Below are 14004 nucleotides of genomic sequence, written 5' to 3' on the forward strand. Positions count from 1 at the left end.
GCGCCTGAGCGCGATGAGCGGGCGCCTCCGGCGGGCCAATTCAATGCAGGCTGAGCAACGCGACACCGCCCACCAAAATGAGGCTGAGCGCCCAGACCAGATCGAGGTTGAACCAGCCTTTTGAGAGGAATTTCAAGCCAAGCCAGTGGTACACACCGGCCGCAAGCGCCCCCCCGGATACCGTCATGGCAAGCGTGTGCATCACCGCAACGACCAGCGCGATACCCGCATTGCTCTGCATTAGGTCATACGCCGCGGCATGCCCCGCATCAGTGTCCAGCGTCCCGCAGATACCGAGGTAGATCGGCACCAGCATCAGCCCCGCACCATGGGCCATCGCCGCCAGGAACGACCACAAGGCCAGGCGCCCCGGTGGCACGCGCGCCAGAAACCGCGGATGGCGCCGGTTGATGAGCAGATAAACCCCAAGCGCGATCACGAGGGTTGCCGCACCGATCTGTATCTCCCGCTGCCACTCGACCAGCCATAACAGGGTGGTGAACGGGAACAGAATGGCGGCCATGGCCATGAAATGCCCCAGGGCCAGCGCCAGCAGCGCCTTGTAGAGATTACCGTATTTCCGCTCCATCAACGCGGAGGAGACCGCGAGCGGCCAGCCCATGCCGGGATTGATCCCGTGGTAGATGCCAGAGGCAACAACGGCCCACCAAAGGGCCGCCGTCGTGTTCAAATCTGCCACGCCTCAGACGGACGGGTAGCAGAAGCTGTCGGTGGAGCAATCGCCGCCTTCCAGGCGGATCTGGTGGCTGCGATAGCCCTCGGGGAAATCGACCCAGAAATCCTTGTCGAGGGTCAACCCGCCATCCTCGCCCACATTCGCCATGACCATCGCCGCGCCCCGGTCACCCGGGTAGAACTGATCGTCCCAGGTGGAGTAAAGCGAGTTGGTCCAGTAGACGCGCTTGCCATCGCGGCTGATCTCGACCATCTGAGGACCATAGCCAAAGTCCTTGCCATTGGGGTGCTTGGTCTTGGCGACGATCCCGCCAATTTCAACCTTGCCCGCCAGTTTCGGGTTCATTGGGTCCGAGACGTCATACTGGTGCATCTCGCCGAGGCCCCAGCAGGCGACATAGAGGAACTTGTCATCGAGGCTGAGGTCAATGTCTGTGACCAGCGGCGGCACCGCCTCGAATCCCTGCAATAGCGGCGGCAGGTCTTCCTTGGCGGCGGGAACCGGATCAATGGTGATCGTCTTCTTGGCTTCGAATGTGCCATCTTCCTTGCGCCACCAAGTGAAGATCGACCCTTGCAGGTTGGTCGTATCCACCACCACCCCGCAGAAGCCGTATTCCTTGGCCGGGTCATGGGCCGGGCGGATTTCCAGCGCCATCTGATGGTTTTCACCAAGGTCAATGGTCTGCATGTTCTTGCGGCCCCGCAAATCCCAGAAATGAATCGAATGACCGTATTTGTTGGAAAGCAGGTCCTCGGGCACCAGGCCGCCTTCAAACTGCGGCGGCAGCCCCCATTCGGAGCTGACCATGTAGTCGCGCGGCAGGTTCCACCAGAAATCGTAATGCTTGTCCTGCGCGCCCCGGTCCATCTCGTAACGGCCGAGGATATCGAAGGTCTCGCAATCCATGATGAAGATGCCGGGAGGGCCATCGGTGCCATCCTCGCCACCGCCGCCCAGGGTCGAGACATAGATGCCTTCGGGGCCACAATGGATCGTGTGGGGGCGGGAATAGCCGGTCTTGGCCATCAGTTCCTCGGGCTCGATGATCTTGTGGATCTTGGCCTTGAGCGGCTCCTTGACGTCGATGATGTAGATGCGGCTCGACCGGATGCCCGGGATGATGAGGTAACGGCGCTCCAGAAACGCATGACCGGTCAGCGGCGATAGCGCCGAGGAGCAGGCATTCCAGCCGAAATGGTGAAATTCGTCGCCCTTGTTGGGCATGAAGAGGCTGTGCACGATCTCGCCATAGGTTTTCGATTTGGGGTCAACATCCACCACCGCAAGGCCATCGGGCTGCGAGCCATCGGGGCTCAGCATCAGGGTGAACGCCAGCGTCTCAGCGGGTGCCTGCATGGCGAGCTCGGGCGTGGCGTGGAATGTTGGGTCTGGTCTCAAATTCATATGTCATCTCCTCCCAGGAAGCCGGAATTGGTTTGGTTTTATGAGGGCGTCCAGGGAAAAACTGGCACAGAATCAAATGTCAGACAATTGAATTTTTTCCGCCACCACTCCAAGAGCAGCGGAACGCCATTCCAGCCTTAAGTCAAATACTGGGAAAATCTTCAGGCCGACACGATCAAAGCCCGCCGCGCAGCATCAGATGATCGCACCGCGCACTTTGGCCGAGACCCATTCCGAAATGACCACCGCCAGCAGGATGACCAGCAGGATCAACGCCACCTGCGGCCAGGCCAGCACGTTGAGCGAGGCGGACAATTGAAGGCCGATCCCGCCCGCGCCCACCAAGCCCAGAACCGTGGATTCGCGGATATTGATGTCCCAGCGAAAGACCGCGATCCCGGCAAAGGCGGGCAAGACCTGCGGAACGATCCCATAGGCCATCACCTGCCAACGCGACGCGCCGGTGGCGGTGATTGCCTCGACCTGGGTGGTGTCGATCTCCTCTATCGCCTCGTAGAGCAGCTTGGCGCAGAAGCCGATCGACCGGATGGCAATAGCCACGACACCGGCAAAGACGCCCGGGCCGATGATCGCAATCAGCAACAGCGCCCAGATCAGCGAATTGATCGAACGGGTCGAAACGATGATCAAAAGGGCAATCGGCCGGATGAAAAGCGCCGACGGCGTGGTGTTGCGCGCCGCCAGGAACGCCACGGGGACCGCCAGAAACAGCGCGATGATCGTACCCAACGTCGCGATGTTGAGCGTGTCCCAGATCGGTTTGCCCAGTTGGGTGATGTATTCCCATTTGGGCGGGGTTGCCCGGCGCCAGATGTCCCCGGCGATATTGGGCGCGTCCCAGACGAAGAACCATGTAGTGGCGTTGGAAATCTGCTGCCAGCAATAGGCGAATGCCGCAATGCCGATCAGCCAGAGCAGCCAGTGAAAGAGCGATTCCCGCCCCGTCCTGCGTTGCCAGATCTTTTGCCCCGTCACGTCGCGCACCGGCATTACTGCACCCTCTCGCGAATGATCCCAGAGAGGTATTCCAGCGCCATGACAATACCGATGATGATAAGCAGGATCGCTGCCGCCGTGTCATATTCATAGCGGTCGAACGAGGTGTTGAGCGTCGCACCGATCCCACCCGCACCCACGAGGCCCAGGATCGCGCTTTCGCGGAAATTGATGTCGATCCGGTACATCGAAAGGCCGATGATGCGCGGCATGACTTGCGGCTGCACCCCGTAATTGATCCATTGCATCCAGCTTGCCCCCGAGGCCTTGATCGCCTCGGCCTGCACCCGGTCCATGCTTTCAATGTCTTCGGCCAGCAGCTTGGACAGGAACCCAATCGTGGCAAAGCTCAGCGTCAGGAAACCCGCCAATGGGCCAAACCCGAAGATCGCGACCAGGAGGATCGCAACGATGATCTCCTGCAACGCGCGGCTGATCGCGATGATCCCGCGACAGACGAGGTAGATCGGCAACGGGGCCACGTTACGGGCGGCCCCGAGTGCGATGGGGATGGATATGCCGATGCCCACGACCGAGGCCGCGATGGTCATGATGATGCTCTCCATCATCCCGTCCCAGATATCGCCGGAGCGGGAGGTGAAATCCGGGCTGGTGAAGGCCAGGATGAATTGCTTGCCGCGTTCAAGCCCCTCGTAGACACGGGACCAGTTGACCTCGATCGTCATGAAGGACGCCACCAGGTAGCAAGCAAATCCAACGATCAGCAGCCAGCGCAACCAGGGGCGCTGCACCAAGGGCGGTTTTTTCCAGGGGCGGCCAACCACGCTTTCAAGGCTGCGGCTCATTCGGCGGCCTCGATATCGTCGTCATCCTCGACCTTCTCGATGGTCGCTTCCCAATCCTCTTCGCCATAGATCTTGGTCAGGACGTCCGGCGTCAGCGCCTCGGGCGGGCCGTCGAATTCAATCGCGCCGAAGCGCAGGCCGATCACCCGTTGCACGAACATCTGCGCCAGCGCCACGTCATGGATGTTGATGATCGCCGCCAGCCCGCGTTCCTTGCAGAGCTCGCAGATGAGCCGCATGATCTGCCGCGAGGTCTTGGGGTCGAGCGAGGCCGTGGGTTCATCCACGAGCAAAAGCGCCGGGTCCTGAATGAGCGCGCGGCAGATGCCCACGCGCTGCCGTTGCCCGCCGGACAACTCATCGGCGCGCTTGTCCGCCATGTCGAGAAGCCCCACCCGATCCAGCAGGCGAAACGCCTCGTCCACATCGGCCTGCGGGTATTTGCGCATGAAGCTGCGCCAGAACCCGACATAGCCCAACCGGCCAGAGAGGACGTTTTCCATGACGGTCAGGCGCTCGACCAGGGCGTATTCCTGAAAGATCATCCCCATGCGGCGGCGTTCCCGGCGCAGCGCACCGGATGAAAGCCCGGTCAGGTCCACATCACCCAGATAGACCTTGCCCGAGGTCGGCTCCACCAGCCGGTTGATGCACCGGATCAGGGTCGACTTCCCCGCCCCCGACGGTCCGATTAGCGCCAACACCTGGCCCTCCGGCACCTCGAGGTCGACAGCCTTGAGCGCCTGATCCCCGGTCTTGTAGGTCTTCACCAGCTTTTCAAGCCGCAGCATGAAAGCCCTCCCACCGATTGCAATACTATGGAAAAGGGCGGCCTGTTTCCGCCGCCCCTTTCGCGTCTTTGGATGGGTTTACTGGCACGCGTAGCTGACGTCGTTTGCCGAGTCGATCTTGCGGATGACTTCCCAATATTCCTTGTAGGTGATCTCGATGAACTGCGCCTCGCCGTTTTTGCCGAACTCTTCTTCAAGGCTGGTTCCGGCCCAGTCGAAGCTGAAGAACGCATTGCGGATCTTGTCCTGCAATTCGGGCGTCAGGTTGTTAACGACGCCATAGCCGGTGGTCGGGAAGGTTTGCGATTTGTAGATCGAAACCAGTTGATCTTCGGTAACCACATCACGGCTCAGCATCCGCGCCAGAACCGAATTGGCAATCGACGCCGCCGGATAGTCCTTGTTGGCGACACCCAGGATCGAGTTGTCATGCTTGCCGGAATAGACGGGTTCGAAATCCCGCTCGGGAAGCATGTCGTAATCCGCCTTCAGGATCGCCGACGGGGCCTTGAAGCCCGAATTCGACGTGGGCGAGGTGAAGGCCAGTTGGCCGCCCTTGATATCCTCGACCTTTTCGATGCCCGATCCCGGGAAAGTCAGGATTTCCATCTCGTAGCCGAAACTGCCATCTTCACCGGCCATGATGGTGAACGGCCGGAAACCCGCGCAGTTCACGGCGAGCGGGTTCGACCCGGTATTGAACCCCGCGATATGGAGCCGGCCCGAGCGCATGGCCTCGATCTGGGCCGCGTTATTCTGCACCGGGAAGAAGACGACGCTTTTGCCGGTCTCGGCCTCCAGATGCGCCAGGAAATCGGCCCATGCCTCCTTGTAAACCGCGGGATCTTCGACCGGCGTGTAGGCAAAGATCAACGTATCGGGATCGATAAGCTGGCTTGCGTCGCTTGGGATGTCGGCGATCAGATCACCATCGGCATCGCAAAAGCGTTCATCAAGATCGCCACGCGGGCAATCCTGCGCCGCGACGGGCCCGGCGGCGAGTGACAGGCAAAGGGCGCAGGCAGCACCGGACAGCAGTTTTGACAGTAGATTCATTTTTTTCTCCTCCCATTCGAGACAAGGCTAGAGTTGATTTGCCGGATTAACAAAGAGAATCTTGCGCGCCGGTATGGGCAAGATGAATCGAGCATCCGGTGACCGGGTCCTTGAACAGGAGTTTTATGACGGTTTGACGAAGAAAGCTGGTCGCAGTTGGTCACTTTGAGACGATCCGAATGACACCCGCACACCGTGGAGCTTCGTCGCATCGGGGCGGTTTCCCCACGCCCAAAAACCCGCGCACGCCTTGGTCGATCACCTCGAAACACGCCGCAACAGTGCAACAGATAATGAGCGGCGATCCGAGGGCCAGCTTGCCAAATTAAATCCTTATTTCGGCCCCACAGAAGCCCCGACCCCGCCATTCGTTAACCGCGATTTCCGATCATTAAAATTTTAACAACCCTAGTTATCCACCCCCTGCGGATGCGACGGTCGACGTGATGCTGCCCTCACGAAAGCCAGGAAGTCTTTGCTCATTCCTGTCCGGCACTTGCGGAAACCATCCTCGTCTCCGCAACGAAACAGGACCCTGCCGGTATGAGACAGTACAAGTTCTACAAGTATTACGCCCCCAATCGCTCCGACAATTTCTATAAGAAGATTTGGGGGTATCTCGACAAGGACGGCGACGGGAAGCCGGACTTCTGGCAATCGAACAAGTTCTCCATCTGGAACTGGAAGAAATTCGATTGGTCGGACATCTTTTCGAACGCGCAGCCGGTCGCAAACAACCCGCCGGCCCCTTCTCCTGCTCCGGCAAAACTGCCGACCGTCAAGAACCTTCCGCTTGAACTCAAGATGCAGGAAGACAGCCAGGCGTTCCTTGATCTGTCAGACGTGAAGTTCCGGAAGTTCGGCAAGAAAAGAGATGTCGTCACCATCGAACTGAACGCCAGCGAGGGGACTTTCGACGCGGTCTCCGGCAAGAAGGTGACAATCACCGGCGCGGGTACAGATACGCTGATCCTCACCGGCAAGCTCAAACATATCCGAAAATACCTCAAGAATGACGAAGCGATCTCCTACGCCGGGGCGCAGGATGATTTCGGCGACAACGCCGCGACGCTGACCCTGACCGCTACGGCCAAGGGTCAATCGGTCACCCTCGGCTCGATCAATGTCGATATCGAAGATGTGCCGGACGATCAGATGGGAACCTCCGCAGCCGACACGCTGATCGGCGATGATGGCGTGAATACGCTTACCGGCTTGGGCGCGGGAGACTACCTCAGCGGCCTCGATGGGGCGGATTCGATCACCGGCGGTGCGGGCAATGACACCATCCTCGGTGGCGGCGGCGCGGACACGCTTGAAGGCGGCGACGATGACGACGTGTTGCAATACGCAGGGTCCACCGCCGGCGTGACCGTCGATCTGAATGCCGATGCCTCGGGTCAGCAATCCGCTTCGGGTGGTGACGCCGAAGGCGACGTCATCTCCGGGTTCGAACATGTCTATGGTTCGGACGAGGCGGACACGATCATCGGCAACGACGACAAGAACATCCTCTTCGGCTATGCCGGGGACGACAATATCCAGGGCAATGGCGGCGATGACGTCATCCGTGGCGGCGAAGGTGCCGATACGATGGATGGCGGCGACGGTGTTGACTGGCTGCGGTATCAGGGGTCGGTTGACGGCGTGACCGTTGACCTGACCGAGGATAGCGCCGGGTTCCAATCCGCATCGGACGGGGATGCCGAAGGTGACGTCATTTCCGGGTTCGAGAACGTCCAGGGCTCGGATGCGGGTGACATGATCACCGGCAATGACGACAAGAACTACATCATCGGCTATGCGGGCGACGACAATATCGCCGGCGGTGCCGGTAGCGACACCATTCGCGGCGGTGAAGGTGCCGACACGCTTGATGGCGGAGCCGATGCGGACCTGCTGCAGTATAATGGCTCGAGCGCCGGGATCACCGTTGACCTCCGTGCCGACGGTGCCGGGTTCCAATCGGCGTCAGGCGGCGATGCCCAGGGCGATGTTATCTCGGGGTTCGAGCATGTCTATGCAACGAATTTCGCCGACACCCTGACCGGTAGCGACGACCGCAACATCCTCTATGGGTATGACGGCGATGACACCATCGACGGCGGCGACGGCAAGGACGCCCTGCGCGGCGGCAACGGTTCGGATACGTTCATCTTCTCCACCGCTCTGAGCGCGGGTAACGTGGACCGTATCCTGGACTTCAGTTCGGTGGCGGACACTATTCACCTGGCCAGCAGCATCTTCACTGGCCTGATCGGTGGCGCTCTGAATGCAAGCGCGTTCCTCATCAACGATACCGGGCTTGCCGATGACGCCGCACAACGGATCATCTACGAAACCGATACCGGTCATCTCTATTTCGACAGCGATGGCAATGGCGCCGGGGAAGGCATCGTTTTTGCGACGCTCACCAACCTGCCGACCATCGACGAGACCGATTTCTTCGTCTTCTGATGGTCCTGCGCCGCGCCTTGCGACTGATCGCGAGGCGTGGCTCACACCCCCGGATCAAATACAGCCGCGCTTTGATAAGAGGCGCGGTCATTTTTTGGCTTAACGCCCTGATCCCAAGTAGTTTTCGAACCTATCCGGGCCGTGGGTGGCGCCATGGTGATGGCACCTCGACAGCACCAAGCCTGCGGCCCAGAATAAGGACAAAACTTGCTAAACCCGCCAAATTTGGGAGAATTCACACTCGAAAGAGATTTACTTTATTATTTATTATCAACACTTTGAACGAATTTCACCTAATCTCCCGCGAATTCCACTCTATCAAGTTTTACTCAAATTAGAGCCACATTTGGCCACTAGCCTGTTTCTCAAGTGAAGAACGTGGAGGGACCATGGCTGTGAATATGTTGTTGAATGCTGAGTTGGGCAATCTGGTGGATGCAAAGCGTGTTGAACGCCCGATCCACCTTGTTTTGGACAATGCCCCGGCCAAGGCACGTTTCGAAAATATTGCGGTGATCGGCCTGGGATATGTGGGCCTGCCCCTCGCGGTGCGTCTCGCGGAAAAGTTTGCTCATGTCGCCGGTTTCGACATTTCGGCGCAGCGTATTGCGGAGATTAACAAGGGGTTCGACGCCACCCACGAGATCGGCCAGATGGAACTGCGTGGCTCCAGCCTGCAGGCAAGCGAAAACCTCGCCGAAGTCGCTGACGCATCGTTTTACATCGTAACGGTCCCGACCCCGATCAACGACGCGCGGCAGCCTGATCTTTCCCCGCTGGCCTCGGCCTGCGAAATGGTTGGTCCCTACCTCAAGAAAGGCGATGTGGTTGTCTTTGAATCGACCGTTTACCCGGGTGTGACCGAAGAGTTTTGCGCGCCGATCCTCGAGCGGATTTCCGGCCTCAAGGCGAGCGAGGATTTTGGCCTGGGCTACAGTCCCGAGCGCATCAATCCGGGCGACAAGGTCAACACGATCGAAAACGTGGTCAAGGTGATCTCGGGGGATACCCCGAAGACGCTGGAGCGGGTCCAGGCCGTCTATGACATGGTCATCGACGCGGGGCTGCATGCCGCGCCCAACATCAAGGTGGCCGAAGCCGCAAAGGTGCTGGAGAACACACAGCGCGATATCAACATCGCCCTGATGAACGAAATGTCGCTGATCTGCGACAAGATCGACATCAGCACAAATGACGTGATCGACGCCGCATCGACCAAGTGGAACTTTCTGCCCTTCACCCCGGGTCTTGTCGGCGGCCATTGCATCGGTGTCGACCCCTATTACCTTGCCACGCTGTCGGAAAAGATCGGCCACCACCCGCAGGTGATCCTGGCCGGGCGCCGCACCAATGACGGCATGGTGCGCCATGTCGCCAATGCCGCGCTGCGCCTGATGATCGAACGCGGCGGCTCGGTGCGTGACATGCGCGTCGGTGTCTGTGGCATCACCTTCAAGGAAGACGTGCCGGACATCCGCAACTCCAAATCACTGGAACTGGTCAACCTGCTGCGGGATTACAGCATCGAGCCGCTCGTGCATGATCCGCATTGCGATCGTAAGGAGGCCAAGGCGCTTGGTTTCGACCTCTGCCACTCGGCTGAATTCACCAATCTTGATCTGATGATCCTCGCGACACCGCACAAGAAGTACATCAGTGATCCGCGCTTTCTGAACCGCATCCGCAACGACGGCATCCTGATGGATGTCCGGGGCGCCTACCGCAATTCGGAAAAGAGCAAAGCACTGAAATACTGGTCGCTTTAACGGCACGCAATCGAGGGGGCTCGAGAGAATGTTCAACGTCACACCGATAGGATCCTGCCGCATCACGACGCCGTTGCGTCATGGCCGGGCCGCCTATGGCATCAACCTCAACCTGGCGCGGTGCTATGGGTATTGCCATTCCCCTGCCGAAGCGGTGCAACTCGCCCGGTTCATGCAAGGCGAGGTGAACATCCCGCACGAGGCCTGGCCGCTAGTGTCGCGATCGCATCAGCTTGAAGAGATCTCGGCCCAGGATCACGCGGCCTCCGATCTCTACGTGATCGAACTGGCCTCAGCCAAGGAACTGACATTCGATGGCGTGTCGATCCAGCTCAATTACCTCAACTCCAGTTACAAGGACTTCTTTGCCGAACCGGAGCGCGCGCAACAATTTTGGGCCCTGGCGGAGACCGGTGCCGAAGACGCGATGGCGGCATTTCTGGAGCAGGAATGGTCGCTCACCCGGGAGCAACGCACCGAAGCAGAGACCCTTTCGCGGATCCGCCTGCAATACGTGACGCGCCAGAGCCTGCGGCAGGATATCGACGCGCTAGCCCGGCTTCTGCCGGATGTTCTCTTTGTCTCACATGTCGATGCTCGCAAACCCGATGGCCGCGTGATCGGATCGCGGTCGGACTTCATCCGGCTGGTAGGCGAAGAGGTCGAGCGGGCTGGCTTGAAGTTTTACAACCCAACGGACCTGATGACCGAGTTCGGACAGGCCGCTGCAATCGAAGACGACAGCACGAGCCTGGCCCATTTTACCACCGGCTTCAGCCATGCTGTCATGGACGACTGGATGCGCGATGTCATCGCGCCGATGACCGATGACGCGGTCCTGCACGGGGTCGATGGCGCATTGGGTCCGCAAATCACCGCCGCCGCGCAGCAGGGTCGCCTGGCCGATGGGCGCAGCCGGCTTGAGGCGCTTTCTTCTGCGCTCGACACTATTCGGCCAATGCTGGATGCGTTCATCGAAACCCAGGAAGACGCCCAGAAGAGCTTCATCGAGGAAAACGCTGGCAAGGCGGACGGCACGTTGGAGGATGAGGCGCGCGGAGAGCTTGTTGATCAGGCCGCAAGCCTTGGTCTTTTCGAGTTGGCCCTGCGCTTTGCCACACAACCCGAGGGCGGCCTCAGGGCCTTACCCGCGCAGGTGTTGATAAAAGCCGGGCTTCGCGCCGCAGAGGCGGGCGACACGGACAATGCCTTCGAATTCGCCCTCGCCGCCTATTGCAAGAACCCCGCATTGACGCGCGCCAGCAGCATGTTGGCGGATCTGGCGATCAATGACGAGATTGACCTTCTGTCGGAACTCACCGCGGATCAGTTGGCGGGCATACTCTCGCATCTGGCGCCGGTGCAGAAACTGCAACTTCTGAGCCTGAATGGCGCGGCGCCCACTGACGCGATATCCGCCAGTACCGATGCGCAAGACGTGATCGGTATTGCCGCACACCTGGCCGAGCATCAGGACGTCGAGCAGGCGGCAGAGGTCATTGCCTTCTGGCGCACCCAACGGGAATTGGACCGTATCCGGGACAAAGGTATCGTGGCCCTGCTGGATACCTGGGTCGAGGCGGCGCTCGACCTGCCCGATGCTGTTGATCGGATCAGCCTTCTGGCGACCATCATGGTCGCCGACCCCCGCCACCCCGGCCTGCGCAACGCAATGCGCGACGCCCGTGTCGATCTGGTGCACCGGCTGCGAGACGCGGGCCGCAACGGTGACACGGCCCGGCTCGACGCCCTCCGGGACGAGGTCGAGGCCCTCCCGATGCCGCTGCCGGAATATGACCTCTGGCGCGCGCGCCTCAAATTCGACTGCGGTGAATACGAGGATGTCGTGGAACTGGGTCAGTCGGCCGCAGTCCACATGCCCGAGACGATCAATGTCTGGGTCCTTCTGATGCGCGCCGCGGTGCAGACCAAAAACGCCGCAAAGGCGTCGGAATTCGCGAGCAAGGTCGTCGCACTGGCCTGCGGCAAGACGCAGAAACTCAAATCCGAAGCCGAGGCGGTCTTGAACGCCCGAACCGTGGGGGCGTAGAGACATGCAGCGTCTTTCAGAACAGCTCAACTTCTCCGCCGATGCCGCCCCCCTGCCCGAAGGGTTCTCGGACGAGATCCACGAAATGTGCCGCAACATCGACAACCCGGACACGGCCAAGCAGGTCTATAACCAACTGCGCCCGGTGCTTGAGAAATACCGCGCCGATCAGACGATGGCGATCACCTGCGGGCTGCTCTTCGAGAAACAGCGCGGCGATGGCAGCATGCGCCCCCTGTGGGACGACCTGCAGAGCCTTTACCCCGACGATATGACCGCCCTGCGGATGCTGATGCGGTGGTATCGCCGGGACGGACGCACGGAGGATGGCATTGAACACATCAAGGGGCTTTATCCCGGCGGCTGGTACAGCCTTTCGCAGGCCAAGAAGGCCCTGCTGGGTCTTGGCGAACTCAAGGCCTGGGCCGAGATCGACCGGCTCATGGAAACGATCCTGGTCTTTCATTCCCATGACCGGGCGATCCGGATGACCTACCTCAAGGCGCTGAACGAACAGTCGCGGTACATCGAGGCGGCGCAGATCGCGCGGCATGTTCATGATCGCGACAGGATGGGAACCGCGTCGCAGGACCTCCTGACGCTGATCGACCACAACGCCCTGACCATGCAAAGCCACGGCATGACGCAGGCCGCCGATGCCATCGAACATATCATCGCCCAGGCTGATACGCCGCGGGCTTTCACCGCCGCCGAGCGGGTCGTGTTTTTCAGCGGTCAGCTTGGCACCGGCGGGGCGGAGCGGCAAATGACGCGCATCGCCTGCGCCTATCAGCAACGTCACGTGGATGGCGTGGCAGGTGCCCCGGCACCGCAGGTCTGGGTCAAACACGCCAATGCCGCCACCGGTGCCGATTTCTACCTGCCGATGTTGCACGACGCCGGCGTTCCCACATCGGTCCTGGCCGAGGCTCAGAGCATCCCGACCGATGCGCTGGACACCTTGCCCCAACCATTGAAAGATCTGACCGACCTTCTGGCGCCGGATATCCATCGCCACACCTGCCAACTCATCGGGATGTTTCGCGAGCACAAGACCGATGTGGCCTATCTCTGGCAGGATGGCGGCATCGTGCAATCGGCCATCGCGGCGGTTCTGGCCGGTGTCCCGCGGATCGTCACCTCTTTCCGCGGGTTGCCGCCCAACCTGCGCAAGAATTTCTATCGCGACGAACTGCCCGTGCTTTACAAGGCGCTGGCCCGGTTGCCGCATGTCAGCTTTACCGCCAACAGCCGCAAGACCGCGCAGGCCTATGAGGACTGGCTCTCGCTGCCGCCCGGCACCGTGATCGTGATCCCCAACGCGATCCCCGCCGTGCTGCCCGATGGCGACCGCACGGATCAGGCCTTCTGGTTCGACACGGTGGCCGACTCCGAGACCTGCAGCAAAACCGTCCTCGGTGTGTTCCGCTTCGATGACAACAAACGGCCCCTCCATTGGGTCAACGCCGCCGCGCGCTATCTGGAGACCCATGACGACACGCGGTTCATCATGCTGGGCAATGGCGCACTGGCCGCGGATTGCCAGGCCCGGATCGAAGAGCTTGGCCTGACCAACCGCATCTTTCTTGCCGGTATCCGCAGCAATGTGGGCTTTTACATGCACCGTGCTGATCTGCTGATGCACCTCGCGCAGATGGAAGGCCTACCCAACGTGCTGATCGAGGCGCAACTGGCCGGCACGCCGGTGCTGGCCACACCCGCGGGCGGCACCGACGAGGTCGTGAATAATGGCGTGACGGGCATCATCCTGTCGCAGGCCGATGAGCTTCCGGAAGAGGAGCTTGATACGCAGCTTGAGGCGCTGCTTTCGGATCAGGACGGCTTGGCCCGGCTGGGTGCCGCCGCGATGGCGGAATCCGGCGAACGGTTTTCCGTCGACACGATCCTCCGGACCACAACGGATCTTTTCAACACAATCGAGCAGGACACATAAGGA

The 14004-nt window shown here is 60.4% G+C and carries 10 protein-coding genes; 4 read left to right on the forward strand and 6 right to left on the reverse strand.

Going from position 1 to position 14004, the window contains the following annotated elements; translation table 11 throughout:
- Positions 1 to 40 precede the first annotated feature (40 nt).
- The 6 genes from RBB29_RS03170 to phnD form a co-directional block, all read right to left on the reverse strand.
- Complete coding sequence (locus tag RBB29_RS03170; RefSeq protein WP_371931416.1) at positions 41 to 691, reverse strand: hypothetical protein; 651 nt, start codon at positions 689 to 691, stop codon at positions 41 to 43.
- 12 nt (positions 692 to 703) lie between these two features.
- Positions 704 to 2104, reverse strand: a complete 1401-nt coding sequence (locus RBB29_RS03175) for a selenium-binding protein SBP56-related protein (RefSeq protein ID WP_306112728.1) — start codon at positions 2102 to 2104, stop codon at positions 704 to 706.
- Between the two features lie 195 nt (positions 2105 to 2299).
- Positions 2300 to 3115 (reverse strand): phosphonate ABC transporter, permease protein PhnE, encoded by an 816-nt coding sequence (phnE, locus tag RBB29_RS03180; protein WP_306112729.1) that lies wholly within the window; start codon positions 3113 to 3115, stop codon positions 2300 to 2302.
- Positions 3115 to 3927 (reverse strand): phosphonate ABC transporter, permease protein PhnE, encoded by an 813-nt coding sequence (gene phnE, locus RBB29_RS03185; protein ID WP_306112730.1) that lies wholly within the window; start codon positions 3925 to 3927, stop codon positions 3115 to 3117. The genes phnE (RBB29_RS03180) and phnE (RBB29_RS03185) overlap by 1 nt, the downstream gene beginning before the upstream one ends.
- Positions 3924 to 4718 (reverse strand): phosphonate ABC transporter ATP-binding protein, encoded by a 795-nt coding sequence (phnC, locus tag RBB29_RS03190; protein ID WP_306112731.1) that lies wholly within the window; start codon positions 4716 to 4718, stop codon positions 3924 to 3926. Before phnC ends, phnE (RBB29_RS03185) begins: the two co-directional genes overlap by 4 nt.
- A gap of 78 nt (positions 4719 to 4796) precedes the next feature.
- The gene (gene phnD, locus RBB29_RS03195) at positions 4797 to 5774 is read right to left on the reverse strand and encodes a phosphate/phosphite/phosphonate ABC transporter substrate-binding protein (RefSeq protein WP_306112732.1); all 978 of its coding nucleotides are present in this window, start codon (positions 5772 to 5774) and stop codon (positions 4797 to 4799) included.
- Positions 5775 to 6317: 543 nt separating this feature from the next.
- On the opposite strand from phnD, the gene RBB29_RS03200 reads away from it, so the two are divergent.
- The 4 genes from RBB29_RS03200 to RBB29_RS03215 all read left to right on the forward strand — a co-directional run bounded on the left by RBB29_RS03200 (position 6318) and on the right by RBB29_RS03215 (position 14001).
- Entirely contained in the window at positions 6318 to 8231 is a 1914-nt protein-coding gene (locus tag RBB29_RS03200; RefSeq protein ID WP_306112733.1) for a calcium-binding protein, read from the forward strand.
- 389 nt (positions 8232 to 8620) lie between these two features.
- On the forward strand, positions 8621 to 9997 hold the full coding sequence (locus tag RBB29_RS03205) for a nucleotide sugar dehydrogenase (RefSeq protein ID WP_306112734.1): 1377 nt from the start codon (positions 8621 to 8623) through the stop codon (positions 9995 to 9997).
- 28 nt (positions 9998 to 10025) lie between these two features.
- Positions 10026 to 12047: a hypothetical protein gene (locus RBB29_RS03210; protein WP_306112735.1), complete on the forward strand. Its 2022-nt coding sequence runs from the start codon at positions 10026 to 10028 to the stop codon at positions 12045 to 12047.
- 4 nt (positions 12048 to 12051) lie between these two features.
- Positions 12052 to 14001 (forward strand): glycosyltransferase, encoded by a 1950-nt coding sequence (locus tag RBB29_RS03215; RefSeq protein ID WP_306112736.1) that lies wholly within the window; start codon positions 12052 to 12054, stop codon positions 13999 to 14001.
- Positions 14002 to 14004: the final 3 nt, after the last annotated feature.

The organism is Roseovarius sp. MMSF_3359, from assembly GCF_030733385.1.
In the GTDB taxonomy this organism is placed as follows: Bacteria; Pseudomonadota; Alphaproteobacteria; order Rhodobacterales; family Rhodobacteraceae; genus Roseovarius.